The organism is Phreatobacter aquaticus, assembly GCF_005160265.1.
GTDB classification, from domain to species: domain Bacteria; phylum Pseudomonadota; class Alphaproteobacteria; order Rhizobiales; family Phreatobacteraceae; genus Phreatobacter; species Phreatobacter aquaticus.
The window spans coordinates 301989-327935 of sequence record NZ_CP039865.1; the positions used below are offsets into that span (position 1 = coordinate 301989).

Annotated in this window: 27 protein-coding genes; 15 read left to right on the forward strand and 12 right to left on the reverse strand. The window is 66.2% G+C overall.

Going from position 1 to position 25947, the window contains the following annotated elements; all coding sequences use genetic code 11:
• The 6 genes from E8L99_RS01285 to E8L99_RS01310 are packed head-to-tail and all read right to left on the reverse strand — an operon-like array spanning nucleotide 1 to nucleotide 5957.
• A complete protein-coding gene (locus tag E8L99_RS01285) occupies nucleotides 1–777 on the reverse strand; it encodes an enoyl-CoA hydratase-related protein (RefSeq protein WP_137097852.1) in 777 nt (258 codons plus the stop codon).
• Entirely contained in the window at nucleotides 777–1943 is a 1167-nt protein-coding gene (locus E8L99_RS01290; protein ID WP_137097853.1) for a CaiB/BaiF CoA transferase family protein, read from the reverse strand. Before E8L99_RS01290 ends, E8L99_RS01285 begins: the two co-directional genes overlap by 1 nt.
• Complete coding sequence (locus E8L99_RS01295) at nucleotides 1940–3301, reverse strand: FAD-dependent oxidoreductase (RefSeq protein WP_252511225.1); 1362 nt, start codon at nucleotides 3299–3301, stop codon at nucleotides 1940–1942. The genes E8L99_RS01290 and E8L99_RS01295 overlap by 4 nt, the downstream gene beginning before the upstream one ends.
• A gap of 18 nt (nucleotides 3302–3319) precedes the next feature.
• Complete coding sequence (locus E8L99_RS01300) at nucleotides 3320–4150, reverse strand: ABC transporter permease (protein WP_137097854.1); 831 nt, start codon at nucleotides 4148–4150, stop codon at nucleotides 3320–3322.
• Entirely contained in the window at nucleotides 4147–4929 is a 783-nt protein-coding gene (locus E8L99_RS01305; RefSeq protein WP_137097855.1) for an ABC transporter ATP-binding protein, read from the reverse strand. The genes E8L99_RS01300 and E8L99_RS01305 overlap by 4 nt, the downstream gene beginning before the upstream one ends.
• A gap of 47 nt (nucleotides 4930–4976) precedes the next feature.
• Nucleotides 4977–5957, reverse strand: a complete 981-nt coding sequence (locus E8L99_RS01310) for an ABC transporter substrate-binding protein (protein ID WP_215907039.1) — start codon at nucleotides 5955–5957, stop codon at nucleotides 4977–4979.
• 205 nt (nucleotides 5958–6162) lie between these two features.
• On the opposite strand from E8L99_RS01310, the gene E8L99_RS01315 reads away from it, so the two are divergent.
• The 6 genes from E8L99_RS01315 (at nucleotide 6163) to E8L99_RS01340 (ending at nucleotide 11737) form a co-directional block, all read left to right on the forward strand.
• The gene (locus tag E8L99_RS01315; protein WP_137097857.1) at nucleotides 6163–7395 is read left to right on the forward strand and encodes an amidohydrolase family protein; all 1233 of its coding nucleotides are present in this window, start codon (nucleotides 6163–6165) and stop codon (nucleotides 7393–7395) included.
• A 123-nt stretch (nucleotides 7396–7518) separates the two neighbouring features.
• On the forward strand, nucleotides 7519–8760 hold the full coding sequence (locus E8L99_RS01320; RefSeq protein WP_137097858.1) for an APC family permease: 1242 nt from the start codon (nucleotides 7519–7521) through the stop codon (nucleotides 8758–8760).
• A gap of 94 nt (nucleotides 8761–8854) precedes the next feature.
• On the forward strand, nucleotides 8855–9715 hold the full coding sequence (purU, locus tag E8L99_RS01325) for a formyltetrahydrofolate deformylase (RefSeq protein WP_137097859.1): 861 nt from the start codon (nucleotides 8855–8857) through the stop codon (nucleotides 9713–9715).
• 161 nt (nucleotides 9716–9876) lie between these two features.
• Nucleotides 9877–10614, forward strand: coding sequence for a helix-turn-helix transcriptional regulator (locus E8L99_RS01330; protein ID WP_137097860.1), 738 nt, complete (start codon nucleotides 9877–9879; stop codon nucleotides 10612–10614).
• Between the two features lie 101 nt (nucleotides 10615–10715).
• A complete protein-coding gene (locus tag E8L99_RS01335; protein WP_137097861.1) occupies nucleotides 10716–11327 on the forward strand; it encodes an acyl-homoserine-lactone synthase in 612 nt (203 codons plus the stop codon).
• An 11-nt stretch (nucleotides 11328–11338) separates the two neighbouring features.
• Nucleotides 11339–11737 (forward strand): hypothetical protein, encoded by a 399-nt coding sequence (locus tag E8L99_RS01340; RefSeq protein WP_137097862.1) that lies wholly within the window; start codon nucleotides 11339–11341, stop codon nucleotides 11735–11737.
• Between the two features lie 43 nt (nucleotides 11738–11780).
• On the opposite strand, the gene E8L99_RS01345 is transcribed toward E8L99_RS01340, so the two are convergent.
• From E8L99_RS01345 to E8L99_RS01365, 5 genes are read right to left on the reverse strand one after another with little or no spacing between them, the layout of a single operon-like run.
• The gene (locus E8L99_RS01345) at nucleotides 11781–13067 is read right to left on the reverse strand and encodes a TRAP transporter large permease (protein WP_137097863.1); all 1287 of its coding nucleotides are present in this window, start codon (nucleotides 13065–13067) and stop codon (nucleotides 11781–11783) included.
• Nucleotides 13064–13555, reverse strand: coding sequence for a TRAP transporter small permease (locus E8L99_RS01350; RefSeq protein ID WP_137097864.1), 492 nt, complete (start codon nucleotides 13553–13555; stop codon nucleotides 13064–13066). Before E8L99_RS01350 ends, E8L99_RS01345 begins: the two co-directional genes overlap by 4 nt.
• Before the next feature lie 32 nt (nucleotides 13556–13587).
• On the reverse strand, nucleotides 13588–14583 hold the full coding sequence (locus E8L99_RS01355) for a sialic acid TRAP transporter substrate-binding protein SiaP (protein ID WP_137097865.1): 996 nt from the start codon (nucleotides 14581–14583) through the stop codon (nucleotides 13588–13590).
• Between the two features lie 34 nt (nucleotides 14584–14617).
• A complete protein-coding gene (locus E8L99_RS01360) occupies nucleotides 14618–15280 on the reverse strand; it encodes a GntR family transcriptional regulator (RefSeq protein ID WP_391527508.1) in 663 nt (220 codons plus the stop codon).
• Nucleotides 15277–16182 (reverse strand): dihydrodipicolinate synthase family protein, encoded by a 906-nt coding sequence (locus tag E8L99_RS01365; protein ID WP_137097867.1) that lies wholly within the window; start codon nucleotides 16180–16182, stop codon nucleotides 15277–15279. Before E8L99_RS01365 ends, E8L99_RS01360 begins: the two co-directional genes overlap by 4 nt.
• A 161-nt stretch (nucleotides 16183–16343) precedes the next feature.
• Here E8L99_RS01365 and E8L99_RS01370 point away from each other — a divergent pair, with 161 nt between their 5' ends.
• The 3 genes from E8L99_RS01370 to E8L99_RS01380 are packed head-to-tail and all read left to right on the forward strand — an operon-like array spanning nucleotide 16344 to nucleotide 18664.
• Nucleotides 16344–17366: an aldo/keto reductase gene (locus E8L99_RS01370; protein ID WP_137097868.1), complete on the forward strand. Its 1023-nt coding sequence runs from the start codon at nucleotides 16344–16346 to the stop codon at nucleotides 17364–17366.
• A gap of 10 nt (nucleotides 17367–17376) precedes the next feature.
• Nucleotides 17377–18216, forward strand: a complete 840-nt coding sequence (locus tag E8L99_RS01375; protein WP_137097869.1) for an amidohydrolase family protein — start codon at nucleotides 17377–17379, stop codon at nucleotides 18214–18216.
• Between the two features lies 1 nt (nucleotide 18217).
• Entirely contained in the window at nucleotides 18218–18664 is a 447-nt protein-coding gene (locus E8L99_RS01380; protein ID WP_137097870.1) for an RbsD/FucU family protein, read from the forward strand.
• Between the two features lie 535 nt (nucleotides 18665–19199).
• On the opposite strand, the gene E8L99_RS01385 is transcribed toward E8L99_RS01380, so the two are convergent.
• Entirely contained in the window at nucleotides 19200–20102 is a 903-nt protein-coding gene (locus E8L99_RS01385) for an SMP-30/gluconolactonase/LRE family protein (protein WP_137097871.1), read from the reverse strand.
• 128 nt (nucleotides 20103–20230) lie between these two features.
• On the opposite strand from E8L99_RS01385, the gene E8L99_RS01390 reads away from it, so the two are divergent.
• The 6 genes from E8L99_RS01390 (at nucleotide 20231) to E8L99_RS01415 (ending at nucleotide 25927) form a co-directional block, all read left to right on the forward strand.
• On the forward strand, nucleotides 20231–20626 hold the full coding sequence (locus E8L99_RS01390; protein WP_137097872.1) for a RidA family protein: 396 nt from the start codon (nucleotides 20231–20233) through the stop codon (nucleotides 20624–20626).
• 166 nt (nucleotides 20627–20792) lie between these two features.
• A complete protein-coding gene (locus E8L99_RS01395; RefSeq protein ID WP_137097873.1) occupies nucleotides 20793–22031 on the forward strand; it encodes a metal-dependent hydrolase family protein in 1239 nt (412 codons plus the stop codon).
• Between the two features lie 40 nt (nucleotides 22032–22071).
• Nucleotides 22072–22887 carry an ABC transporter permease gene (locus E8L99_RS01400; protein ID WP_252511226.1) on the forward strand — a complete coding sequence of 272 codons (816 nt, stop codon included), beginning with the start codon at nucleotides 22072–22074 and terminating at the stop codon, nucleotides 22885–22887.
• A 3-nt stretch (nucleotides 22888–22890) separates the two neighbouring features.
• Complete coding sequence (locus E8L99_RS01405) at nucleotides 22891–23952, forward strand: ABC transporter ATP-binding protein (RefSeq protein WP_137097874.1); 1062 nt, start codon at nucleotides 22891–22893, stop codon at nucleotides 23950–23952.
• A 38-nt stretch (nucleotides 23953–23990) separates the two neighbouring features.
• On the forward strand, nucleotides 23991–25046 hold the full coding sequence (locus E8L99_RS01410) for an extracellular solute-binding protein (protein ID WP_137097875.1): 1056 nt from the start codon (nucleotides 23991–23993) through the stop codon (nucleotides 25044–25046).
• An 8-nt stretch (nucleotides 25047–25054) separates the two neighbouring features.
• The gene (locus E8L99_RS01415; RefSeq protein WP_137097876.1) at nucleotides 25055–25927 is read left to right on the forward strand and encodes an ABC transporter permease; all 873 of its coding nucleotides are present in this window, start codon (nucleotides 25055–25057) and stop codon (nucleotides 25925–25927) included.
• Nucleotides 25928–25947: the final 20 nt, after the last annotated feature.

A 25947-nucleotide genomic window follows, 5' to 3' on the forward strand; every position in this document is an offset into this window, starting at 1 on the left:
TCAGCGACCCTTCCAGACAGGCTTCCGCTTCTCCACGAAGGCCTGGACGCCCTCGCGCGAATCCTCGGAATTCAGCGCCTCCACCAGCGCCGGCAGACGCTGCGCCTGGGCTTCCGCCGCGGTCAGATGGGCGGTGCGCCGGACCACCTGCTTGATGGCGCGCACCGACAGCGGCGCGCAGGCGAGGATTTCGGCGAGCCAGCGATCGACCGCCGCATCGAGCTCGGCCATCGGCACGACCTCGTTGACGAGCCCGAAGGCGAGCGCTTCCGGCGCCTTGATCCGCCGCCCCGTGAGCAGCATGCCCATGGCGGCGCGATGCGGAATCTGCCGCTGCAAGAGCGTCATGCCACCATCGAGCGGCAGGCGCCCGACGCGCGCCTCCGGCAGGCCGAAGGTCGCGTGATCAGCCGCCACGATCAGGTCGCAGCCGAGCACCATCTCAAAGCCACCGCCGACCGCATGGCCGTTGACGCGAGCAATCACCGGCACGTCCAGCGTCTCGCGCAGCGCGATGCCGCCGAACCCGCCCGGACGCGGCATGGCCCAGTATTCAAGGCCGGACGCACCGCTGCCGCCCTTCATGTCGGCGCCGGTGGAAAAGGCGCGCTCGCCCGATCCCGTCAGCACCACGGCGCGGATCGCACGGTCGCGCTCGATCGTGCCCCAGATCGCCTGCAATTCCTGCTCGGCCCCCTGGTCGATGGCGTTCATCACCTCGGGCCGATCAATCGTGACCCAGGCGACGTGATCCTTCGTCTCGAAGCGGATCGCCATCACTCGGCCGCGCGCATGGTGGAAGCGGCGACTTCGGCGCGCACCGCGTCCGTATCCCGACCAAGCGACGGCGGCGCGACGCGGATCGAGACCGGCGCATCCGACATGTGGATCGGCGAGCCGACCACCCGGATGCGCTCGATGTCGCCATCGGCCTCGATGATCATCTCGTTGATCGCCGTCTGCTCGTCGGCCAGCGCCTCGGCAAGCGAGCGCACCGGCGCGCAGAGCAGGTCCTGCTCCTCGAGCCGTCCGAGCCAATAGGCTGTGGTGTTGGAGGCGAAGCGGGCGCGGAAAATGTCCTGCAGCGCCTTCTTGTTCGTCACCTGGTCGGCGAAGGTGGCGAAGCGCGGATCCTTGCCGAGATGGTCGATCTCCAGCGCCTTCGAGATGTCGCCAAGCGGATCGGCCTTGAAGGCCCCGACCATCACTAGCGCGCCATCCGAGGTCGGGAACACGCCAGACAGCGGCATGGCGCCCCAGTTCACCTCACGCCCGCGCATCAGCTGGGCGGCGGCTTCCTGTGTCTGGGCGGCGAGCATGGAATCGAGCAGCGAGACGGCGATCCGCTGGCCGCGGCCGGTCTTCTGACGCTGCAGGATTGCCAGCAGCACGCCCTGGACGAGATGCATGCCGGCGGAATAGTCGGCAAAGGTGGTGGCGTGGACGGCCAGTGGCTGGTCGTCGTTGGAGCGGCGATGCATGACGCCGCTCATCGCCTGGGCCAGCACGTCCTGCCCGCCCTTGTGGGCATAGGGGCCTTCAAGGCCATAGCCGGTGCCGACCGCGTAGATCAGCTTCGGATTGACCTTTGCGAGGTCCTCATAGCCGAAGCCGAGACGCTCCATCACGCCGGCACGGAAATTGTTGACCACCACGTCGGAGCGGCGCGCGAGATCCAGCACGAAGTCGCGGTCCTCGGTCTTGCGCAGGTCGAGCACGATCGACCGCTTGTTGCGGTTGAGCGAGCAGAAGACCGGCCCGAGCAGGCCCGCCGGATCGTTCGGGAAGGCGGTGCGCGACAGGTCGCCGGTGCCCGGCTTCTCGATCTTGATGACGTCGGCGCCGTAATCGGCGAGCATCTGGGTCGCCACCGGCCCCATCATCACCTGGGTGAAGTCGATGACCTTGATGCCGGCGAGCGGCAGGGTGTCGGGGGCGCTCATGCGGCCTTCTCCATGATTTTCGCATTGGCTGAGGGAATGTCGCCGGGATCGCCACCCTGGGCGCGCACCCGTGCGCAGATCGCCGCCGGCTGGACCTGGCGGGGCTGGATGTTCGAAGCAACCGCAAGTGCCGCCGCGACGCCGGCCGACTGGCCCATCGACATGCAGGGCGGAATCTCGCGCGACTGCTTCTGCGCCGCTTCGGTCGCAGCATAGTGACGGCCGGCCACCACCATGCCGTCAATGCCCTTGGGCAGCATGGCGCGATAGGGCGTGTAATAGTCGCGGCCGCGCGCCACCGTATCGGCGAAATGGACCCGGTCCATCACGTCGTCCTTGGTCACGACATAGTCGCCCTCGAGCAGCCGCGTCTGGCGAACGCCGAGCTGCGGCGCGACATCCACCACGAAGCACGAACCGAAGCCCGGCATGTTGGCGCGGACGAAATCGACCAGCGCATAGATGCGCTTGCGGCCCTCGAAATCGGCTTTGGTGATGTCTTCCACCGACAGGCCGTCGAGGCCGGTCATATGCGGGCAATTGCACCAGACGATGCCCGGCAGCGGCGTCTTCAGCCACCAGAGATCCCACGAGCCGCCCATCAGGCGCTTCGCCTGCCGGTCGATCTTGGCATAGGTCTCCGGGTCCTCATGGCGGAAGCGCTCGGCTTCTTCCGTATCCACGCCGCCGAGGCGGAACACCGTGGTGAGAATGTAGGACCCGTGGACGAAGCCGGCGCCGGCGGCGGAGGCGACATCGAGATCGCCGGTCGCGTCGATCACCACATCGCCCATGATCGCCTGGCGGCCGGCCTTGGTCTCGCAGATCACGCCCTTGATGCGGTTGCCGTCCATGACGGCACGCGAGAACCACGAGTGCAGTCGCACATCGACGCCGGCCTCCGCGATCATGTCATTGGAGATGCGCTTCCAGCCATCGGGATCGAAGGCGGCGGCCATGACGATCGGCGCGGGCTTGGTCTGCGCACGGAAATCGAAGGCGCCCCATCGGCCCCATTTGCGCAGAAGTTCCCAGCTCTGGCCGCGCTCTTCCGGCGGCGGGAACACGCAGGCGCCGACCTTGGCCATCCGGTCGATCATCTCGGTGCAGATGCCGGTCGTGGTGACCTCATCACCGTTGTGCATGTCGTCGAGCACCAGCACCATGCCGCCGGCGGCAAGACCGCCGAGATAGGGATAGCGCTCGATCAGCGTGACGGAGGCGCCTTCGCGCCGCGCAGCGATGGCCGCCGAGAAGCCGGCGGGGCCACCGCCCACAACCACCACGTCGGAGCGGGCAACAATTGTCGCCTCGCCGGGAGAGTCGGTGATCCGTTCGGAAGTCATGTCCGCGCTCATGATCGTCTCCGGGGAAAGTCAGTGAGAATTGGCAGGCTGCCAGCGCACGACGAAGCGCTCGACGGTGAGGATCGCCACGAAGAACAGCACCGAGAAGGCCGAACCGACCAGGACGGTGGCGTAGAGCATGGCGGAATCGAAATTGTAGGTGGACTGGATGATCAGGGCGCCGATGCCGGTGGTGGAGCCGATCCACTCGCCGACGATGGCGCCGATGACCGCTGTCGAGGCCGCGATCTTCAGGGCCGAGAACAGATAGGGCAGCGAGTTGCGCAGGCGGAGCTTGAAGAACACCTCGCTCTTCGAGGCCGAGAGCACCCGCATGAGCTCCATCGCCTGCGGGTTCACTGCCTCAAGGCCGCGCACCATGTTCACCAGCGTCGGGAAGAAGCAGATCAGCGCCGCGATCGCGATCTTCGGCTCCATGCCATTGCCGAGCAGCAGGACCAGGATCGGCGCCTTGGCGACCACCGGGATCGTGTTGATCAGCACGACGACGGGGAAGAAGGCTTCCTCCATCGACTTGGAGTGGACGAACAGGGTCGCGAGCAGGATCGCCGCGATGTTGCCGATCAGGAAGCCCGAGAAGGCTTCGATGGCGGTCGGCAGCAGATTGATCAGCAGGATGTCGAGTTTGGTCCAGAGCGTCATCAGCACCAGCTGCGGTGACGGCGCGACGAAGACCGGTACCTTGAAGAACCAGACGACGAATGCCCAGAGCCCGAGCGCCGCGACAATGCCGGCGGCCGGCAGCAGGCGGCGGCGCCAGAGGAGAAGCGTCTGCGCGTCGCGATAGGCCTTTTCAGCGGCGGCAACGCCTTGATCGATGCCGAGGTCGACGGCGGTCATTGTCCCCTCCCGAGCGCATCGCGCAGCTTGCTGGCCGCGGCCACGAATTCCGGTGTCTCGCGAATACGCAGATCGCGGTCGCGCGGCATGTCGACATGGGTCATCGAGGCGACGCGGCCGGGATTGGCGGCCAGCACCAGCACCTGTTCGCCGAGATAGAGCGCCTCGTAGACCGAGTGGGTGACGAACAGGATGGTGGTCGCCGTCTCCTGCCAGATGCGGCGCAACTCCTCGTTCAACCGATCGCGGGTGATCTCGTCCAGCGCACCGAACGGCTCGTCCATCAGGAGCAGCTTCGGCCCGCCGAGCAGGGCGCGGGCGATCGACACGCGCTGGCGCATGCCGCCGGAGAGTTCATGCGGGAAACTGCCCTCCCAACCCTCGAGACCGACGAGCTTCAGAAGCTCGCGCGGCGTCGGCGAATTGGCCGGCAGCGCGCGCCTGCCGCCGACTTCAAGGGGCAGCTCAACATTCTCCAGCGCCGTGCGCCAGGGCAGCAGCGCTGCGTCCTGGAACACGAAGCCGAAATTGCGCTGCCTTCGCGCCTCTTCCGGGCTCATGCCGAAGACCGAGACATCACCGCTTGATGGCTGAACGAGATCGGCCACCACCCGGAGCAGGGTCGACTTGCCGCAGCCGGACGGTCCGAGGAGGCTGAGGAAACCGCCGGCCGCCACGTCGAACGACACGTTCTCCAGCGCCGTCACCGTCCGGCGATCGGTGACGAAGCGAACAGTGACGTTCTGGCAGGCGACAGCGTGCGACGGCGCGCGCATCATCCGGACCTTTCCGGTGCGAGGACGAAATCAGTCAGGCGATAAGGCGATCAGCCGATCTTCACCCGGCCATCAGCCGTGGCCTTGAGGATGTCGAAGGTGACGACTTCTTCAAGCTTGGGCGTCTTGCGCGAGAACTGGCCCAGCTGGGAATAGAGATCGATCTGGTCCTGCCAGACCTTCGGGTCCATGGCGCCCCAGCCACCCGTCTTGGTGCTGTCGGAAAAGGCATATTGCAGCATCACATCGAGGGCGACGCGCTCGTCGGCCTTGTTGAGGTTGGGGAATTCCTTGACCAGCATGTCGGTCGCGGCATCGCGGTTGGCATGGGCATAGGCCCAGCCCTTCGAGGTCGCGCGCAGGAACTTGGCGAGCTGGTCCGACTTCTTCTGGATCGTGTCGACGGTCGCGTAATAGGGCAGCGCATAGAGCTTGACGCCGGCATCCCACAGCCGAAGGTCGACCCGGTCCGGCCCCAGAACCTTGAGCGCGGTCGTGTTGGTGAGCCAGCCGGTGACGACATCGACCTGGCCGGTCAGCAGCGGCGCCATGTCGGCGCCGATCGGGATGATGGTCACGTCCTTCTCGGGGATGTTGTTCTTGGCGAGCAGGGCGCGCAGCAGGATGACGCCGGTGGCCTGGATGCCGACCTTCTTGCCGACCAGATCGGAAGCCTTGGCGACCGGGTTCTTCTTCAGCGAGAAGAATGTGTAGGGGTGCACCTGCGCGCCGGTGGCGAAGCAGCGGATCGGCAGGTCCTGCGAGGCGGCCAGCATCAGCGACGGACTGGACGACACCTGGCCAACCTCGAACCGGCCAGAGGCCACCACCGCCACGCCGTCAATGTTCGGGCCACCGGCCTGGAACCGGAGCTCGATACCCTCGGCATCGTAATAGCCGAGCTGCTTGGCGCAGACCTCGCCGATCTGGTTGCCCGAGAGCAGCCAGCCAAGCTGCAGATTGATGACCGGCTTGCCCTGGGCATTGGCATCGACGCCGACAAGAGCGGTCGCCGCGGTGGTGGCTGCCAAGAATGTCCTGCGATCCATCGTCATAGTCGCCCCCTGCGCTGTGGCGTGATGGCCGTTGCCGGCTCGATGGACAGACAGGAAATCACAGGTGCCCTTTGCCACAAAGCGCAAAGAATCGCTCCACCTGTCCTAAATTTGCGCACACTCGGAGAAGGATTGACGCTCCGCGCCGGACGGTGCTCCGTAGCCGCGGGGAGGCATCGCCATGGCACTGGTACTGACACACGCAACTGTCGCGACCGTCGACGGCCAGGACCGGGTGCTCCACGATCACGACATCCGCATCGCGGGCGACAGCATCACGGCGATGGGGGCCGGCGGCACACTGGCCGAGCCGGGCGACACCGTGATCGACTGCGCCGACGGCCTCGTCATGCCGGGCTTCGTCAACACCCATACCCATGCCACCCTCGGCCTGTTCCGCGGCCTTGCCGACGACAAGCCGCGCGCCTTCTGGCCAGAGGGCGGCTACCGGGTGGACGGACAGGATCGTTTCACCCGCGCCGACTATGAGCGCTCCCTCAGCGAGGCCTGTTCGGAATTTCTGCTCAACGGCGTCACCACCATTGCCGACCGCGTTGCAGACATGGACCTCTTCGCGCCCATCATCGAGGCGAGCGGGCTGCGCGCCAGCGTCGGCTCGACCCTGGTCGACGTATCGGGACCCGCCAACTGGGGCCCGACCGAGCGATTGATCGAGCGCTACGGCACCGATCCCGCCCGCTCGCGGCTCACCGCCGGCATCGCGCCTCATGCGCTCGACACCTGTTCGGATGCCCTGCTGAAGGAATGCGCTACCCGCGCCCGCCACATCGGCGCCAGGATCTATCTCCACGTCGCCCAATGCGAGGCCGAGGTGGCGGCCGTGCGCCGTCGCGGCCATGCCGGCGCGCTTGCCTGCCTGCGCTGCGCCGGCCTCACCGGTCCCGACGTGATCGCCGCCCACGCGATCTATCTCGACGAGAGCGAGCACGAGGGCTGGTGTGCCGATGGCACCGCCATCTGCCATTGCCCGGCGAGCAATCTGAAGATCGAGGCCCGCACCATCCCGCTCGCCCGTTTCGTCGACCGCGTGCCGGTCGGGCTCGGCACCGACTGGACTGCCTCCAACAACAGCATGGACATGTTCTGGGAGATGCGGCTCGCCGCCCTCGTCGCCAAGATGAAGGCCGACGACCCGGAAGTGCTGCCGGCAAAGCGCATGCTGCGGCTGGCCACGATCGATGGCGCCCGCGTCATGGGCATCGATCACATCACCGGATCGGTGGAGGTCGGAAAACGCGCGGATCTCGTGGTCCTCGATCTCACCCAGCGCGAGATGCAGCCGCTGCACGACCCCGTCTCGAACATCGTCTATTCCGCGACGCCGCGCAGCGTTCGCGATGTACTCGTCGACGGGGCGATCCGCGTGCGGAACGGCCGGCTGACGGCCGCCTGATCCTTCGCACCCGGCACCGACTGGATCAAAGACAAGGACGCGCCTGTCGCGTCTAGTCAGGCTCCGTTTGGCACTCAGACAGGACCGGCATCCTGCCGATGCGGCGCCGCAAGGAGCAAGACCATGGCAAGCGACACGATCGCGGGGGGTGAGCCTCGCCGCCTCGTCCGCCGGCTGACGCTGACCCATTCCGTGCTCTATGGGCTGGGCGTCACCATCGGCGCTGGCATCTATGTGCTGGTGGGCGTTGCCGCCGGCCGCAGCGGCATGCATGCGCCGCTCGCCTTCGTGGCGGCTGCCCTGATGATGAGCTTCAGCGCGGCGACCTTTGCCGAACTCGCCACCCGCATGCCGGTCAGCGCCAGCGAGGCGGCCTATGTGAAGGCGGCCTTCAACCGCGAAGGCCTGAGCCTTGCCATGGGCCTCCTGGTGGTCGTCACCGCCACGATCTCGGCCGCCACCATCACCGTTGGCAGCGCCGGCTATATCGGCGTCTTCATCGGACTGCCGCCGGGCTGGATCATCACGTTCACCGTGCTGGCCATGGCGGGCGTCGCCTGCCTCGCAACCGTCCATTCGGTGTCCTTCGCCGGCATCATGACGGTGGTCGAGGTCGGCGGCCTCGTGCTGATCATCGCAGCAGGCCTCGGTCAGGGTGCCGAGATCGTGACGCGGCTGCCCGAAATGTGGCCGGCGCCCGGTGAAGCCGGCGCCTGGAGCGGCATCGCCGGTACCGCCCTGATCGCCGTCTTCGCCTTCATCGGCTTCGAGCACCTGGTCAATGTCGCCGAGGAGATCAAGGATCCGCAGCGCACCCTGCCCCGCGCCCTGTTCCTGACCCTTGGCCTGACCGCCCTGCTCTACGTCCTCGTGACTTGGGTGGCGGTGACCGCTGTGCCCCCCGCCGAGCTTGCCCGTTCAGCAGCGCCGCTGGCCCTGGTCTTCGAGCGGCTGACCGGCATGCCGCTGGTCACGATGAGCGCGATTGCGGTGGTCGCCACGCTCAATGGCGTGATCGTCCACATGATCATGATCGCCCGCGTGCTCTATGGCCTCGCCGACCAGGGAAGCCTGCCGCGCGGCCTCGCCGTGCTCAATCCGCTGACCAACACCCCGCTTTTGGCAACCGCGCTCGGGGCCGCAGCCATCCTCTTCCTGGCGCTCGCCGTGCGGCTCGAAGGCTTGGCCAATCTCACGTCCCAGTGCACGCTGGTCATCTTCGCAGCCGTGAATCTCTCGCTGCTGGCGATCAAGTGGCGCGAGGACGCGCCGCCGCCCGGCATCTTCCAATGCCCGGCCTGGGTGCCGGTGGCGGGCTTCGTTGCCAGCCTGCTCCTGCTCGGCATCGACCTCGTCCTCCGCTGATTGCGCAGCAAGGCCCGCCGGCTTTGACTTTGCTGGCAACCGGCGGCATCCAGTGCCGGCGCTGCCGCAATCGGCGCGCTGTCTGGACCCCGCCATGCCCCATTCCGCTGTTCTCACCCTCTCCTGCCCCGACCGCCCCGGGATCGTCGCGGCCGTCTCCGGCCACCTGTTCCAGGCCGGCTACAACATCCTGGACGCCAACCAGTTCGATGACACCGAAAGCGGCCGCTTTTTCATGCGGGTGGTGTTTTCTCCCGTTGAGGGCAGCCCGCCGGTCGAGGCGCTGCGCATCGGCTTCGCGCCCATCGCGGAGCGCTACGCCATGACCTTCGCCATCCGCCCGCGCGCGGAGCGCCAGCGCGTCATGCTGCTGGTCTCGAAATTCGACCATTGCCTGGCCGACCTGCTCTATCGCTGGCGGATCGGCGAACTGCCGATGGACCTTGCCGGCATCATCTCGAACCATCCGCGCGAGACCTTCGCCCACCACGATTTCGGCGACGTGCCGTTCCACCATGTCCAGATCACCCGCGAGACCAAGCTGGAAAAGGAAGAGGAACTCTGGCGGATCATCGAGGGCGCCCGCACCGATGTCGTGGTGCTCGCCCGCTACATGCAGGTGCTGTCCGACAGTCTCGCGGCGAGGTTGTCCGGGCGCTGCATCAACATCCACCACTCGTTCCTGCCGGGCTTCAAGGGCGCCAAGCCCTATCACCAGGCCCATGAGCGCGGCGTCAAGCTGATCGGAGCGACAGCGCACTACGTTACCGCCGATCTGGACGAGGGACCGATCATCGAACAGGACGTCGAGCGCATCAGCCACCACGACACGCCCGACGATCTGGTGCGCAAGGGCCGCGACATCGAGCGCCGCGTTCTGGCGCGCGCGCTGGCTTTTCACCTCGACGGACGGGTGCTCGTCAACGGCTCGCGCACCGTCGTCTTCCGCGATTGAGAGCGGCCCCACAAATACTTCGCCACCTATCTAATTGTGGTATCGAGTTTCGATAGTCGAACCCTTCTGCGATCTTTGTGAATACAATTGACGCGTGTGTCAGAGTCGCCTCTTCTATGGGAAACGAGTGTTCGCACTCACATCCGTATTGAGGGACTACGATGGCACGGGGAGAGAAATTCGCGGTCGATCACTATGCGCTCGACCTGATCGACGACTGGCGAAAGATCAAGGAACCCACCACGGTGTTCAAGGATCTGACACGCGTCATGTCGGATTTCGGCTTCTCGTCGGTCATCGTCACCGGCCTGCCCGTTCCGCACGAGAGCCTTGAGCCGATGGTACTGGCTCACCATTGGCCGGAGGGCTGGTGGGAGCGCTACCACCAGCAGAACTATATCGACATCGACCCGACGGTCGCCCGCGTGCGGTCCAGCGAGGACGCCTTCCGCTGGGGCTCGACGCGCAGCCCCCTCCTCAAGCCGAAGCAGGTGCGGGTGCTGGACGAGGCTTCGGAATTCGGCCTGGGCGACGGTTTTTGCGTGCCGATCCCACTTCTGAACGGCTTTGAGGCCGTCGTGAGCTTCGGTTGTGACAAATACATGCTCACCGAGCGCGAGGAAGCGGCCCTCCAGGTGATCGGCATTTCCGCCTATCACGCCATCCGCAGGCGGCGTAACCCAACCCCTGAAAGCGAGGGGCGCAGCATCCTCAGCAAGCGAGAGGTGGAGTGCGTGAAGTGGACGGCGGCGGGCAAGAGCGCCTGGGAAATCGGTGAGATTCTCAACCTGACGGAATATACGGTGAACACGTATCTGCACACCGCACAGCGCAAGATGAATGCCCGCGGCAAGGCCTATCTTGTCGCTCAGTGCCTGCGCGCCGGTATTATCCATTAGACAATTTTGTTCCGTCAATATCAAAGAGTTGAGATATTGATCGCGGCCGTCACCAATCGAATGCTGTCCCCGCAGGTTGTAACAACCTGCCGGGAGGGGACATGCAATTTCTGGTCATAGACGGCAAGGATACGGGCCGGCACTCACAACTTCTGGACGCAGCCTTCGTGCTCAGGCACCAGGTTTTCGTCGAGGAAAACGGCTGGGATACGCTCGCCAAGCCGGACGGGCGCGAGCGTGACCAATTCGACAACGAGCACGCGCTCCATCTCTTGATGATGGAGGGCAGCGAGATCGCGGTCTATTCGCGCCTCCTGCCCACCGAGCATCCCCACCTCTTGTCGGACGTCTATCCGCACCTCGCCACCCGTGGCGTGCCTCGCGGTCCCGACATCTACGAGTGGACGCGCATGTGCGTCTCCAGGCCTTGGCGCGGCGACGGCCGCTGGTCGTTCGGCGCCGGCGAGATGGTGCGCGCAGTCGTCGAGTTCTGCCTCGACAGCGGCATCACCGCGACCACCTGGGAGGGCCATCCGGTCTGGCTGTCACGTTTCACCGAGCTCGGCTTCGACGTGCGCCCGCTGGGCCTGCCGCAACGCTACGACCACGGGCCCGTCCTGCCCGCCATCATGGACATGACCTCGACAGTACTCGACGGCCTGATCGACCGGGGTATCCCCCAGGTCGACCGTGCGAACCGGCTGGCCGCGTGAAGGAGATGACGATGCACGGACTGAAGCTCTACCCCCAGGACGGGACCGACGACTATCTGGCGACGATGATCGTGCAGATGGAGCAGATGGCGCGGAAGGCCGACTACCGCTTCCTGTCCTATCTGCTCAGCCTGGCGGCCCAGGAGGCCATCAACATCACCGAGGGGACCCGGCCCATGGAGACCGAGCCGGAGATGGGAGGGGTCGAGATGCTCGACATCCTCGAGCGGATGCTGGCCCTCTCCAAGCAGCCGAAGGCCCGGGCCAATTCAGGGCGCCACAACGCCATGATCGGCAAGGCCAACGATCTCCTGTTCGGCTATCAGAAGCGGCTGGCCACCCAGATGGCACGGCGCCGCCCCAGCGACGGCGCGCGCGGCAGCGCCAATGGTGCAGGCGGCGGCAGCTGATGACACGTTGCGCCAGGCGGCCCCGATCTGGGGTCGCCGGCGATCAGCGGCCCATGATCAGCTTCGGCAGCCAGGTGGTGAGCGGCGGCCAGAGCGTGATCGCCACCAGCACCGCCAGCAAGGGCGCGAGCCACGGCACGATTGCCCGCGACATCGCCTCGAACGTGATGTTGGCGACCTTCGCGGTGACGAACAGCACCACGCCGACCGGTGGCGTGATCGTGCCGATCATCAGATTGAGCACGAAGATCAGTCCGAACTGTACGGGATCGATGCCGAACTGGGCTGCCGCCGGCACCAGGATCGGGATCAGGATCAGCATGGCGGCCATGGCCTCCATGAAGCAGCCGACGATCAGCAAGAGCACGTTCACCGCCAGCAGAAACACCAGCGGATTGCCGGCGAGATCGACGATCATCGGCCCGACCGTCTGGGGAATGCGCGAGATCGACAGGCACCACGCAAACGCCGATGCCGTCATCACCAGCGCCAGCACCACGCCGGTCGTCTCCACCGTCTGGACGATCAGGTCCGGCAGGTCTCGGAGCGCGAAATCGCGATAGACGAACAGGCCGAGGATCAGCGCATAGACGGTCGCGACCCCTGCCGCCTCGGTCGGTGTGAAGATGCCGGCGGTCATGCCGCCGAACAGGATCACCGGCGTCATCAGCGCCCAATGTGCCCGCTTGTAGGCAAGCCAGAGGTCCTTCAGGCCCGGGAACGGATGGCGCGGCAGATTCCGCCGACGAGCCAAGGCCGTCACCATCGCCATCAGCGCGCCGGCCATCAACAGGCCCGGAATGACGCCGGCGAGGAACAGGCCGCCGATCGAGACATCGGCAGAGACGCCATAGATGACCATCGGCAGCGAGGGCGGGATGATCGGCCCGATCGTGGCCGAGGCCGCAGTGATCGCCGCCGCGGTCTCGGGATCATAGCCCTCGTCGCGCATCGCCTTGATCTCGAGCGTGCCGACGCCGCCGGCATCCGCCACCGCCGAGCCCGACATGCCCGCGAAGATCACGCTGGCCAGGATATTGGCGTGGCAGAGTCCGCCGCGCAGCCAGCCGACACAAGCTGTCGCGAAGCCGAAGATTCGGTCAGTGACGCCGGCCGAATTCATGATGTTGCCCATCAGGATGAACAGCGGCGCGGCCAGCAGCGGGAAGGAATTGGCCGCCTGCGCGATGCGCTGCGGCACGATGCCCGCCGGGATCCCCGTCAGCCAGACGAAGGCGAAGGCGGCAAGCCCCATCGAGGCGAACAGGGGCACGCCAAGCAGAAGGGCCACGAACCAGACGCCGATGATCTCGGCCATGATGAGGGTCATAGCGGCTGGGTCCCGGGCTCTGGGTCGGCGGCGATACGCCCCTGGCAGGCGAGCGCGATCTCGATCAGCGCCTGAATGATGAGGGTCGCGGCCGCGATCGGGATCGGCACATAGAGCAGTCCGGCCGACAAAGGCAGCGTCACCCAGTCGACGTCCCAGTTGCGGCCGATCAGCGCCACGCCGTAGCGCAGCATGGCCAGCGCGAAGACGATCATCGCGACCTGGATGAGGATCTCCCATCCAAGCCGAAGCCTGCGTGGCAGGCGGTTGATGAACACGTCGATGCGGATGTGGCTGCGCCGCCTGGAGGCGATGATCAGCCCCAGAAAGCCGGTCCAGACGAGCAGATATTGCGCCAGCTCCTCCGACCAGATCACCGGGCGGTTGAACAGGCGCGACACCACGCCCGCCACCACCGCGCCGAGCAGCCCCATGACCAGGATCACCGCGGCAATGCGGATCAGTCGCTCGGAAAGCGCATGCAACATGGTCAGGTTTCCTTAGGCCCCCGGCGCGCCGCTCAGAGCGCCTTGAGCGTATCGAAGGCGCCCTTGCCCCAGCGCTCCTCGAACTTCGCCGGCACGGTGGCGAGCACGGGCTTGCGCCAGGCCTCCACATCGGGCTGGACGACCGTCATTCCCGCAGTCTTCAGCGTCGCGACGAGACCCGCCTCCTGCGCCAGCAATTCCTTGTCCTGCCAGGCGGCGGCCTCGTCCAACGCGCCCTGCAGCAGGGTGCGGTCGGCGGCCGGCAGGCCCTTCCAGAAGGCGTCATTGACGATCATCATGCGCGGCGTCAGCACGTGCTCGGTCAGGATCAGGAACTTCTGCACCTCGTAGAGCTTGGCACTCTGGATCGTCGGCAGCGGATTCTCCTGCCCGTCCACGGCGCCCTGGCTGAGCGACAGATAGAGTTCCGGGAAGGCGATCGGTGTCGGCCGGGCACCCCAGGCTTCCGCCATGGCGCGGAAAACGTCCACCGGCGGCACGCGCAGCTTGAAGCCAACCATGTCGCCGGGACCGTTGATCGGCTTCGAGCCCGAGGTCAGGTGCCGCTTGCCGTAATAGGTGACGTTGAGCATGCGCATGCCGCGCTTGGCGGCGAGCTCGTCGTTCATCCGCGTGAAGATCGGCGAGGTCGCGACCTTGGCGAGATGGGCGGCGTCGCGCCACAGATAGGGCGCCTCGACCAGGGTGAGTTGCGGCAGGAAGGCGCCGAGCGCGCCCGCGCCATCGGTGGTGAACTGCAGCGCGCCGGCGGCCACCGCTTCCATCATGTCCTTGCCCGAGCCGAGCTGGCCATTGGCAAAGGTCTGGATGTCGATGCGTCCGCCCGACTTCTCCTTCACCGCCTTGGCGGCGCGCTCGACCATCTGCACCTGCGGATGGCTGGCGGCGAGCAATTCGCCCCAGCGGATGACGGTCGCCTGTGCGCGCAGCACGGTGGGGCTGGCCAGTGTCACACCGGCGATGGCTGCGCCCTGCATCAGGTGGCGCCTGGTGATGGTGATCGTCATGTCGTCCTCCCTTGTGATCGGCGGTTTGCCCGCCTCATTGTTCGATGTCGAGCGCCCTCGTGCGCGACTGGTTGATGTGAAAGCTCATGGCTTCGACCGCCGCCGCCTCGTCGCGCCGCTCCAGCGCCGCGATGACCGCAAGATGATCGCGCATGACGGGGATGACCAGCTCGGAATAGAGACTGGTTTCGTTCCGCCGGATCAGCTTGATCTTGATCCAGTTGACCCGGTAGGCGTTCGAGATGATCTCATTGCCGAGATGGTCGACGATCGTCTCGTGCAGCAGCCGGTCGGTCGCCTCGGCATCGGCAATCAGGGTCTGGGATTCGCCGGCTTCCGCCCGCCGGATGATGTCCTCATGCGCCGCCCTGAGCTGGGCGATGGTCTCGTCGCTCGCGGCCCTCACGAACAGCGCGGTCGCCTGCGTCTCCAGGAACAGCCGGAACTGATAGGCATTGCGGATCAGCGTCAGGTCGACATGGGCGACCTGCATGCCGCGCTGCGGCACGGTGGTGATCAGCCCTTCGGCCTCCAGCCGCGGGATCAACTCGCGGATGGCGCCGAGCGGCATGCCGGTGATCTCCGTCAGCTCGCGCTGCGACACAAACTGGCCCGGCTTGATCTCGCGCGACAGCAGCCGCTCGGTGAAGCTCTCATAGGCCCTGTCGCGCGCTTTCGACGGGTTGGTGGACATCAGCCGGCCTTGGCCGACTGGATTGTGCCAAGCGCTGCCGCCAGAGCCTTGGCCTCTTTCGCCCCCAACGCTGCGAGCGGCGCGCGCATGACGCTCCAGCCTGCATCGCCGGTGCGCGCGGCGATCATCGCCTTGATGGCCGACATGAAGGAATAGGCGAGCAGGGCATCGACCATGGCGATGACGCGCGGATCCTCGCGGCCCTCGATCGCCAGCGGACGGAGAATGTCGGGCGCGATATTGGCCATGCCGCAAATGCTTCCCGAGCCACCCATGCGCACCGCGCGGGCAAGCTGCCGCTCATCGCCGACCAGGATCTGCATGTCCTTCAGCTCGGTCAACCGGCGCTCGGTATCCTCCCACTTGCCGTTGGAATCCTTCACCCCGATCACCGCGCCGGGAAAGGCCGCGGCCAGCCGCTTCACCAGCCCGATCGAGATGTCGACCCGGGTCATGCCGGGGATATGGTAGAGGATCACGTCGCGCAGCTGGGCACCGAGCCGCGTGAACAGGTCGGAGAAGAAGGCGAACAGCCCGTCATCGCCGACGCCAGCGAAATAATAGGGTGGCGCCAGCAGGATCGCCCGGCAATCCGCGTCATAGGCTGCCCGCATCTGGGCGAGCAGGTCCTCCAGCGCCGAGGCCGATGCGCCCGCGATCACCTGTTTGCGCATGTCGAAACCGTTGGCGGCGAGGGCCCCGAACACCCGGTTGCGCTCGGACACTCCGATGGACGCGCCCTCACCCGTCGTGCCGAACACGGTGATGCCGTCGCAGCCATTGGCGAGCACCCATTTGGCATGGGCGACGAGCCGGACGAGATCGATCTCACCGCCTTTGCCGAACGGCGTCGAGAGCGCGCAGTTCAGTCCGATCCGGTCCTTCGTCGCAGCTGTCTTGGCCATGCTGTTTCCTCCTGATTTTTGTCGAGACTTGCATCGCCGGACGAGCTGCGTCAAGACTAACATGTTAGTCGCGAATGCTCGAAACCAGGGAACCAGGAAAGCATGATGTCCGTGGCGCGGATGAGGACAGGCCCGATGACCGGCCGGAAGGCCCTGGAGTCATGACACTCGCCAAGCGCCCGCTTGGCCGCACCGGCCTTGCCGTCTCCGTACTCGGCTTCGGGGGAGCGCCGCTCGGCGATCTCTATGCACGGCTGAGCGAGACGATAGCCATCCAGGCCGTCGAGAGCGCTCTGCGCGCTGGCGTGACCCTCATCGACACATCGCCGCTCTATGGCCACGGCCTGTCCGAGCACCGGATCGGCGCAGCCCTCCGCCGGGTGCCCCCGCAACCGATCCTGCTGTCCACCAAGGTCGGCCGCGTCATGGATCCCTTCGCGCCACGCGGTGACGGATCCGGCTATCTCGGCGGCCTGCCCCACGGCGCACGCTTCGACTATTCGCGAGACGGCGCGCTTCGCTCCCTTGAGCAATCGCTGCTGCGTCTCGGCACCGACCATGTCGACATCGCGCTAATCCACGATGTCGACGCCTGGACCCATGGCGAGGCCGAGGCCGACCGGCGCTTCGGCGAGGCGATGGACGGCGCCTATCGCGCGCTCGACGATCTGCGTGGACAGGGCGTCGTCAAGGCGATCGGCGTCGGCATCAACGATGCCGACATGTGCGTGCGCTTCGCCGAGGCCGGCGACTTCGACACCATGCTGCTGGCCGGCCGCTATTCCCTGCTGGAACAGCCGGCGCTCGCCCGCTTCCTGCCGCTGGCGCTCGAGAAAGGCATCGGCGTGATGCTCGGCGGCGTGTTCAATTCCGGCATTCTCGCCACCGGTGCCGTGCCGGGCGCCAAGTACAATTATCGCGGCGCGCCGCCGGAGATCATGATGCGGGTCGCAGCCATCGATGCGGTGTGCCGGCGCCATGGCGTGCCGTTGATGCGCGCGGCGCTGCATTTCGCGCTAGGCCATCCGGCGGTCGCGAGCCTGGTCCTGGGCGCGGTCCGCCCGCTGGAGGTCGAGCAGCAGGTGGCGGCTCTGACGTCGCCGGTACCCACAGCTCTGTGGGACGACCTTCGGCACGAGGGCCTTATCGCGCCCGACGTGCCGACGCCGGGACAGGCTCCATGAGGCAAGCCCCATGAGGATCGACGCCCATCAGCATGTCTGGACGCTCGCCCGCGGCGACTATGGCTGGCTGACCCCGGCGCTCGGCGCGATCCATCGCGACTTCGGGCCCGCCGACCTGAAGCCCCTTCTGGATGCCGCCCGCATCGACCGCACGATCCTGGTCCAGGCCGCCCCGACGCTCGCCGAGACCGAATTCATGCTGGGTGTCGCGGCCGCGACACCCTTCGTCGCTGGCGTCGTCGGCTGGGTCGACATGGAGAGCGCCGACGCATCGGCCAGGATCGCGCGCCTTGCCCGCAATCCGCTGCTGGTTGGCCTCCGCCCGATGATCCACGACATCGCCGATCCCGACTGGATGCTCAGCGCAAGCCTCGCCCCGGCCATCGCGGCGATGCAGCGCCATGACCTCGTCTTCGATGCGCTGGTCCGTCCGGTCCACCTCTCGCGGCTGCTGACCTTCGCCGACCGGCACCCGGGCCTCTCCATCGTCATCGACCACGGTGCCAAGCCCGACATTGCCGGCCGGACCCTCGATCCCTGGCGCGCCGACATGGCGGCAATGGCGGCACGGCCGAATGTGGCGTGCAAGCTCTCCGGTCTCGTCACCGAAGCCGGCATCGATTGGACGGACGACGACCTCCGACCGGTCGTCAGCCATCTCATTGCCTGTTTCGGTGCCTCCCGGCTGATCTTCGGATCCGACTGGCCGGTGGTGACCCTGGCTGCCCCTTATCAGCGCTGGATCAACACCGCCGAGGTCCTGACCGGCCACCTCAACGCGGACGAGCGCGCCGCAATCTTCGGCGGCACGGCCGAGCGAATCTATCTCTCCAGACCTGGAAGGCTCTGACATGCTGAAAGGGATCGATCCCGTCCTGTCGCCCGACCTGCTGCACCTGCTGGCTTCCATGGGCCATGGCGACGACCTCGCCCTCGTCGATGGCAACCACCCGGCGGAGACCATCGCGCGGGCGACCGCCAGCGGCCGGCTGGTGCGTCTGCCGGGCCTCACGATGGAGCGGGCGGCGCGGGCGATCCTGTCGGTGCTGCCGATCGACGATTTTGTCGGAGATCCGGTCCGGCGCATGGAGGTTGTCGGCGATGCCGCCGCGATCCCCGAGGTGCAGAAGCTGGTGCAGACTGAGATCGACACTGCCGCCGGCAAGGCACAGCCGCTCATCGGAATCGAGCGCCACGCCTTCTATGCCGCCGCGCGCCAGGCCTTCGGCGTGGTGCAGGTGGGCGATATCAGGCCCTATGGCTGCTTTCTGATCCGCAAGGGTGTGATCGCGGGGTGAGGAGACGCAAGCGCTCGTCCCCGCCGATCCATCCACCCTCACATCGCCCTGTTGAAATGCGCGCCCTTTCACCTCTCCCCGACGGGGAGAGGTCGGACGCTGAAAGCGGCCGGGTGAGGGGGCGAGCTGTCGTCGGTGAGATCGACGACCCCTCACCCGCCCTCGGCTGCGCCTCGGTCGACCTCTCCCCCACGGGGAGAGGTGAAGATGCGCCAGGCCACAGGCTTGGGCAGAAGGCACTGGCACCAGCCAGCTCCCCCTCACATCCCCCTTATATTGACAAACAGCTAATAGAGCGAGGTCTGCCGCCAGGGGCGAGAGCAGCCGGTCCGGCGCGCACCCTTCACCTCTCCCCGACGGGGAGAGGTCGATCGCTGAAAGCGGCCGGGTGAGGGGGCGAGCTGTCATCGGTGAGATCGAAGACCCCTCACCCGATCCTCGCTTGGCTCGGATCGACCTCTCCCCCACGGGGAGAGGTGAAGATGCGCCAGGCCACAGGCTTGGGCAGAAGGCACTGGCACCAGCCAGCTCCCCCTCACATCCCCCTGATATTGACGAACAGCGAATAGAGCGACGTCTGCCCGCAGATATAGAGGCGGTTCCGCTTCGGCCCGCCGAAGCAGAGATTGCCGACGATCTCGCCGATATGGATCGTCATCCCCAACGTCCCGTCCGGCGCATAGGCGTTCACGCCGAGTCCGGCCGAGGTCCAGACATTGCCGGCCACATCCACCCTCAAGCCGTCGAAATAGCCGTTCTCGCAGGTCGCAAACAGCCGCCCTGCCCCCACCGAGCGCCGGTCGGCCGCCACCGGATAGACCGTGATCGTCACCGGCAGACCCGGCTGATGCGACTGGCCGGTATCCACCACATAGAGCAGGCTCTCGTCGGGCGAGAAGGCGAGCCCGTTCGGCTTGACCCGGTCGGTGATGACGGCGTCCACCGCGCCCGTCGCCGGGTCGATCCGGTAGACGTTGGAGGCGCCAATCTCGCTTTGCGCCGCATCGCCCTCGTAATCGCCGTCAATCCCATAGGTCGGATCGGTGAACCAGATCGCGCCGTCGCTCGCCACCACCACATCATTCGGCGAATTCAGCCGCCGGCCCTGCCAGTGGGAGGCCAACACGGTGCGAGAGCCGTCATGCTCGATGCGCGACACGCAGCGGCCGCGATGCTCGCAGGCGACAAGCCGCCCCTCGCGGTCGACACTATGGCCGTTCTGGTTGTTGCAGGGCTGCATGAACACCGAGACCGAGCCATCGGTCTCGTCGAACCGCATCAGCCGATCGTTCGGGATGTCCGACCAGACGAGGTAGCGCCCGGCAGGAAAATAGGCAGGACCCTCGGCCCAGCGGCAGCCGGTCCACAGCTTTTCGATCCTGGCATGGCCGATCCGGATCGATGCGAAACGCGGGTCGTGGACGACGATGTCGGACATGGGGCTGGCCTCCATAGATCCCACCACCTTGTGATCCGGCGGCTTGCTGATTGGGGCCACAGCCTTGCATGCCATCCCGCCCCGGTCGAGATTGGCGGGTCAGCAGACCCGAGCCAGAAAGCCTGTCCATGCGCCGCGAGATCATCGAAGTCCCCGTCATTTCCGAGGCGATCCGCCGGCTCGGCGCGCCGACCTCAGCCCTCGTGCGCGCCGGCGACATGCTCTACACCTGCGGCATGCCGCCGGTGGACCTCGTGACCGGCGACATCATCCAAGGAGACATCGAGAAGCAAACCGAGGCTGCCATCGACGCGCTGGACGCGACGCTGCGCTTTGCCGGTTCCTCGCTCGAGCAGGTGGTCAAGACGATCGTCTTCGTCACCGATCCCGCCCTGCTCGCCGGAATGAACGCCGTTTATCGCCGGCGCTTCGCGGCCGGCTTTCCCGCCCGGACCAGCGCGGTCATCAACCCCTGGCCCGCCCCGTTCGACATCGAGATCGAATGCGTCGCGGTGATCGGCTGAGGCCTGCGCCGGAAAGAGAACGCCTCTTCTTCGGCGGCACTCGCCTGTGGAACTTTTCCGCGCTAGGGTCCCGCGATCTTGGCACAAAGCCGCTCACCGCGGCGCCGGATGACAGGCCATCAGACAAGGCCTGGTGCCGGCAAACGATGACATGAGGAGCCTCTCCATGAGCCTGACCCATTTCCGCAATTTCCGGCTTCTCGACCCCGCCATTTCCGACGAGCTGGTCGACGGCTACGAGCTGCTGGTCGAGGGCGACCGGATCAAGGAGCTCTCCGACAAGCCGATCAAGGCGCGCGAGGCGCGCACCATCAATTGCGGCAAGCGCACGCTGATGCCGGGCCTGATCGACTGCCACGTCCATGTCATCGCCACTCAGGTCAATATCGGCCAGAACGCCCTGACCCCCGACGCGCTGATTGCCTATCGCTCGGCCCGCATCATGAAGGGCATGCTCGACCGCGGCTTCACCACCGTGCGCGATCTCGGCGGCGCCACCTACCCGCTGGTCCAGGCCCAGCAGGAAGGCCTGATCGAGGCGCCCCGTCTGATCATCCCCGGCAAGGCCCTGTCGCAGACCGGCGGCCATGGCGACTCGCGCTCGCGCTATGACAACCGCGATCCCGCCACCTGGACCCAGACGCTCGGCTCGCTCGGCCGCATCGCCGATGGCGTCGATGCCGTGCGCATCGCCTGCCGCGAAGAGATCAAGCGCGGCGCCCACTTCATCAAGATCATGGCCAATGGCGGCGTCGCCTCGCCGAATGATCCGATCCACTTCCTCGGCTATTCCCGCGAGGAGATCCTGGCCTCCGTCGAGGAAGCCCAGAATGCCGGCACCTATGTCGCCGCCCATCTCTATACCGACGAGGCGATCCGCCGCGCGGTCGAATGCGGCGTCCACTCGCTCGAGCACTGCAACCTGATCACATCGAAGACCGCCAAGTTCGCCGCCGAGAACAAGGCGATCGCCTGCCCGACGCTGGTGACCTACGAATATCTCGGCGTCGAGGGCCCTGCCCTCGGCCTCGATCCGATCTCGGTCTCCAAGGTCGATACCGTCCGTCTTGCCGGCATGAAGTCGCTGGAGATCATGCACAAGGCCAAGCTGACCATGGCCTTCGGCTCGGATCTGCTCGGCGAGATGCACCGCCACCAGTCGGAAGAGTTCGTCATCCGCGGCCGTGTCCTGCCGGCCATCGAGGTCATCCGCTCAACCTCGATGCACGCTGCCAAATTGCTGCGCAAGGAAGGCGAGCTCGGCACGGTCCGCGCCGGCGCCTATGCCGATATCGTGCTGGTTGACGGCAATCCGCTGAAGGATCTGGCCCTCCTCACCCAGCAGGGCGCCAATCTGGCCCTGATCATGCAAGGCGGCCGCGTCCACAAGGACGCGCTCAACTGAGGGCGCCAAGAGGCAGACGACACAAGGGATCAGGGGCGTCATGAGTTTGGACAGCCGGACGATGGGACGCGTGGCGCTGAACGGCGTCGCGTCGCTGACGCTCGGCTTCATCCTGCTGCCCTTGATCTTCGTCACCTGGCTTGCCTTCTTCGCCCAGGAAATCCCGTCCTTCCCGCCGGAAGGCTATTCACTGAAATGGTTCGGCGAGATTGCCGGCAACCGCAACTTCACCACCGGCTTCTTCACCAGCCTGCAGGTGGGCGTGGCTGCAACCCTCCTTGGCCTCGCGCTCGGCGTGCCCGCCAGCCTCATGCTGGCGCGCCGCTCGTTCAAGGGGTCGGGCGCGCTCAACCAATTGCTGCTGCTGCCGCTGGTGGTGCCCGGCGTCGTCATGGGCACCTCGATCTATGTCTTCCAGATCGAGGCCGAGATCGCCACCGAGCTTCCGATCCTCGGCTCCATCGGCGGCCTCGTCGCCGGCCATACGCTGGTCGTCATCCCCTGGGTCATCCGCCTCGTCACAGCGAGCCTTGACGGCCTTGACCGCTCGGCAGAGGAGGCAGCCCAGAGCCTCGGCGCCGACCAGCTCACCACCTTCTTCCGCGTGACCCTGCCGTCGATCCGCCCCGGCGTGGTGGCCGCCGCCCTGTTCGGCTTCGTCATGTCCTTCGGCAATCTGGAAATGAGCCTGTTCCTGGTCGGACCTGGCCGCATCACCCTGCCGATTGCCATCCTCCAATATCTCGAATGGAAGATCGATCCGACGGTTGCCGCCGTCTCGGTCCTCCAGATCCTGCTCATCGGTACGGCCATGCTGATCACCGATCGCTACGTCAAACTGTCCCGGGTTGTCTGATTCATGGCCTCCATCAATCTCGATCGGCTGACCAAGCGCTACGGCGACAATGCCGTGGTGAAGTCCGTCTCGCTCGACATTGCCGACGGGGAGTTCCTCGTCCTGCTCGGGCCCTCCGGCTGCGGCAAGACCACGACGCTGCGCATGATCGCCGGCTTCATCCCGCCGAGCGACGGCGCCATCCGCATCGGCGAGCGCGAGGTGACGCAATTGCCGCCGTGGAAGCGCAATTGCGGGCTGGTGTTCCAGAACTACGCGCTCTTTCCCCATCTCACCGTCGCCGAGAACGTCGCCTTCGGCCTGGAAATGCGCAAGGTCGACAAGGCCGAGATGGGCCCGCGCGTCGCCGAGGCGCTGCGCCTCGTCCGTCTCGACGGCTATGGCGAACGCTATCCGCGCCAGCTCTCCGGCGGCCAGCAGCAGCGCGTGGCACTCGCCCGTGCTCTCGTCATCCGCCCCGACGTGCTGCTGCTCGACGAGCCCCTGTCCAATCTCGACGCCAAGCTGCGCCTTGAGGTGCGCCTCGAAATCCGCGCCCTGCAGCAGCAACTCGGCCTCACCACAGTCATGGTCACCCATGACCAGGAGGAGGCCCTCACCATGGCCGACCGCCTGGTTGTGATGTCGGATGGCGAGGTGCGCCAGGTCGGCAGCCAGGCCGATCTCTACGAACGGCCGCATGACCGCTTCGTCGCTGATTTCGTCGGACGCTCCACCATGATCGAGGGCGAGGTCACCGGCCCCGGCCAGTTCCGCTCGGAAGGCGGCATCGCGCTTCATTGCCAGGACGGCCTGCCGCCGGGGCCGGCCACGCTGGCGCTCCGGCCCGAGCGGCTGAGTCTTGGAGCCGACTCAACATCCCACGAAAACCACGTGACAGGCACCGTGACCTTCGTGTCCTATCTCGGCGCCATGCTCGACGTGCATGTCCGCCTGAACGACCGCGACCATGTCGTGGTGCAGATCGCCAACCGCCGGGACGCCACCGTGCCGGCTGTCGGCGACCAGGTTTCGGTCGGCTGGCCGGGTGAGGCCGGCCAGACCTTCAGTCGCATGGCCGTCTGATCGGCCCTGATAATCTCGAAAACGAGGGGAGACTTCACATGACGAAGCACATCGACCGGCGCACCGCGCTGAAGGGCATGGGCCTTGCCGCCGCAAGCGGCGCTCTGGCCTCCGTCTCAACCCGCCGGGCGGACGCCCAGGCCGCCGGCCGCGTCGTGGTCGGCACCTGGGGCGGCGACTATGGCCGCCTGCTCGCCAAGAATGTCGAGGAGCCCTTCCTCAAGCCCAAGGGCTTCGAGGTCATCCAGGACCAGGCTTCCGACGCGCCGCGCCGCGCCAAGATGGTCGCCGAGCGCCGGCTGCCGCGTGGCACCACCGACATCCAAGGCCTGTCGGCGGCCCAGATGTTCGAGATGAACGAGGCCGGCCTTGCCGAGCCGATCGATTATTCCAAGCTGAAGAACGCCGCCAACATCCTGCCGATCGCCAAGTACCCCTTCGGCATTGGCCACATCATTTCCGGCAAGGTCGTCGTCTACAATCCGAAGACCATCACCCCGGCACCGACCGCCTACAAGGACGCCTTCGATCCGAAATACGGCAACAAGCTCGGCTTCATCGACATCCAGTATCAGTATGTGATGCTGGCGGCCGGCCTCGCCGCGGCCGGTGACATGACGCAGATCGAGAAGGGCAAGGAACTGCTGATGGCCGCCAAGCGCGGCGGCGCCCGCATCTACCCGACCAACGAGGCCTTTGCCCAGGCGCTCAAGACCGACGAGATCGCCATCGGCCTGATGTGGAAGGCCCGCGCCGTGCAGTGGCAGAATGCCGGCATATCCGTCGATTCCATCGCGCCGTCGGAAGGCATCATGGCCTATGTCTCGGGCTTCATGATCCCGAAGAACGCCCCCAACAAGGCCGGCTCCTACGCCTATATGGACGCCATGCTGGAAAAGGGTGCGCAGGAGAACTTCGCGATCGACATGGGCTATGCGCCCACCGTCAGCAACGCGACCGTTGCTCCCGACCTGATGAAGCGCATCGGCTTCACCGACGAGGAGAACAAGCGGATGAAGGATCTCGACTACGGCTTCCTCGCCAAGAACGACGCCGCCATGAAGGAGTGGTGGGACAAGGTCTTCAAGGCCTGATCGCCGCCATGGCTGCAGCCACGGAACGTCCGGTCGGAGAGCCCGGAAATCTCACCGCCGCGGGGCTACTCCTCCCCGCGGCGATCTTTGTCGCGATCGGCCTCCTTGTGCCGATCGCGATCCTGTTCCGCTACAGCCTGAATGCCTTCGTGCCGGGCCGGCTGATGGTCGATGCCCTGACCATCGAGAGCTACGTCAAGTTCTTCACCGACCCGTTCTACCTCGCCGTCCTCTGGCGCACGATCCGCGTCGCCGTGGTCTCGACGCTGGTCTGCCTGCTGTTCGGCTTTCCGCTGGCCTATGTGCTGGCGCGCACCCAGTCGCGCTTCAAGAACCTGATGATCATGGCGGTAGTCCTGCCGCTGTTCGTCGGCAATGCGGTCCGCGCCGCCGGCTGGATGGTGGCCTTCGGCTCCAAGGGCTTCGTCAATGCCTCGCTCATGGGCATGGGCGTGATCTCGGTGCCCCTTGAGATCATGTATACCGAGACCGCCGTGATGATCGGCATCATCGCGGTCAACCTGCCCTTCATGGTGCTGACGCTGCAGAGCGTCATCGAGGGCATCAACCGCAATGTCGAAGAGGCCGCCTTCTCGCTTGGCGCCCCGCCGCTCACCATGACCGGCCGCGTGCTGTTGCCGCTCGCCATGCCCGGCATCCTCGCCGGCTCGATCCTCACCTTCATCCTGGCGATGAACGCCTATGCGACGCCGGTCCTGCTCGGCGGGCCGAAGTTCCAGACCATGGGGCCGCTGGTCTTCTCCACCTTCGCCCAGCAGAACAACTGGCCGTTCGGCGGCGCAGTCTCGTTCATCCTGATGACCGCGACGATCATCCTGACGGTGACATCGACGCTGATGTTGAAGAAGCGGTATGGGTGAGGGGAAAGAGGGCTCCCGCT

Excerpts from the sequence above, each read along its gene's own strand:
- E8L99_RS01300 (WP_137097854.1), bottom strand. The coding sequence starts at position 4,150 with ATGACCGCCGTCGACCTCGGCATCGATCAAGGCGTTGCCGCCGCTGAA.
- E8L99_RS01320 (WP_137097858.1), top strand. The coding sequence starts at position 7,519 with ATGGCAAGCGACACGATCGCGGGGGGTGAGCCTCGCCGCCTCGTCCGC.
- E8L99_RS01395 (WP_137097873.1), top strand. The coding sequence starts at position 20,793 with ATGAGCCTGACCCATTTCCGCAATTTCCGGCTTCTCGACCCCGCCATT.
- E8L99_RS01385 (WP_137097871.1), bottom strand. The coding sequence starts at position 20,102 with ATGTCCGACATCGTCGTCCACGACCCGCGTTTCGCATCGATCCGGATC.
- E8L99_RS01355 (WP_137097865.1), bottom strand. The coding sequence starts at position 14,583 with ATGACGATCACCATCACCAGGCGCCACCTGATGCAGGGCGCAGCCATC.
- E8L99_RS01285 (WP_137097852.1), bottom strand. The coding sequence starts at position 777 with ATGGCGATCCGCTTCGAGACGAAGGATCACGTCGCCTGGGTCACGATT.
- E8L99_RS01365 (WP_137097867.1), bottom strand. The coding sequence starts at position 16,182 with ATGGCCAAGACAGCTGCGACGAAGGACCGGATCGGACTGAACTGCGCG.
- E8L99_RS01345 (WP_137097863.1), bottom strand. The coding sequence starts at position 13,067 with ATGACCCTCATCATGGCCGAGATCATCGGCGTCTGGTTCGTGGCCCTT.
- E8L99_RS01415 (WP_137097876.1), top strand. The coding sequence starts at position 25,055 with ATGGCTGCAGCCACGGAACGTCCGGTCGGAGAGCCCGGAAATCTCACC.
- purU (WP_137097859.1), top strand. The coding sequence starts at position 8,855 with ATGCCCCATTCCGCTGTTCTCACCCTCTCCTGCCCCGACCGCCCCGGG.
- E8L99_RS01335 (WP_137097861.1), top strand. The coding sequence starts at position 10,716 with ATGCAATTTCTGGTCATAGACGGCAAGGATACGGGCCGGCACTCACAA.
- E8L99_RS01375 (WP_137097869.1), top strand. The coding sequence starts at position 17,377 with ATGAGGATCGACGCCCATCAGCATGTCTGGACGCTCGCCCGCGGCGAC.
- E8L99_RS01380 (WP_137097870.1), top strand. The coding sequence starts at position 18,218 with ATGCTGAAAGGGATCGATCCCGTCCTGTCGCCCGACCTGCTGCACCTG.
- E8L99_RS01295 (WP_252511225.1), bottom strand. The coding sequence starts at position 3,301 with ATGAGCGCGGACATGACTTCCGAACGGATCACCGACTCTCCCGGCGAG.
- E8L99_RS01290 (WP_137097853.1), bottom strand. The coding sequence starts at position 1,943 with ATGAGCGCCCCCGACACCCTGCCGCTCGCCGGCATCAAGGTCATCGAC.
- E8L99_RS01390 (WP_137097872.1), top strand. The coding sequence starts at position 20,231 with ATGCGCCGCGAGATCATCGAAGTCCCCGTCATTTCCGAGGCGATCCGC.
- E8L99_RS01410 (WP_137097875.1), top strand. The coding sequence starts at position 23,991 with ATGACGAAGCACATCGACCGGCGCACCGCGCTGAAGGGCATGGGCCTT.
- E8L99_RS01305 (WP_137097855.1), bottom strand. The coding sequence starts at position 4,929 with ATGATGCGCGCGCCGTCGCACGCTGTCGCCTGCCAGAACGTCACTGTT.
- E8L99_RS01340 (WP_137097862.1), top strand. The coding sequence starts at position 11,339 with ATGCACGGACTGAAGCTCTACCCCCAGGACGGGACCGACGACTATCTG.
- E8L99_RS01350 (WP_137097864.1), bottom strand. The coding sequence starts at position 13,555 with ATGTTGCATGCGCTTTCCGAGCGACTGATCCGCATTGCCGCGGTGATC.
- E8L99_RS01370 (WP_137097868.1), top strand. The coding sequence starts at position 16,344 with ATGACACTCGCCAAGCGCCCGCTTGGCCGCACCGGCCTTGCCGTCTCC.
- E8L99_RS01400 (WP_252511226.1), top strand. The coding sequence starts at position 22,072 with ATGAGTTTGGACAGCCGGACGATGGGACGCGTGGCGCTGAACGGCGTC.
- E8L99_RS01330 (WP_137097860.1), top strand. The coding sequence starts at position 9,877 with ATGGCACGGGGAGAGAAATTCGCGGTCGATCACTATGCGCTCGACCTG.
- E8L99_RS01405 (WP_137097874.1), top strand. The coding sequence starts at position 22,891 with ATGGCCTCCATCAATCTCGATCGGCTGACCAAGCGCTACGGCGACAAT.
- E8L99_RS01315 (WP_137097857.1), top strand. The coding sequence starts at position 6,163 with ATGGCACTGGTACTGACACACGCAACTGTCGCGACCGTCGACGGCCAG.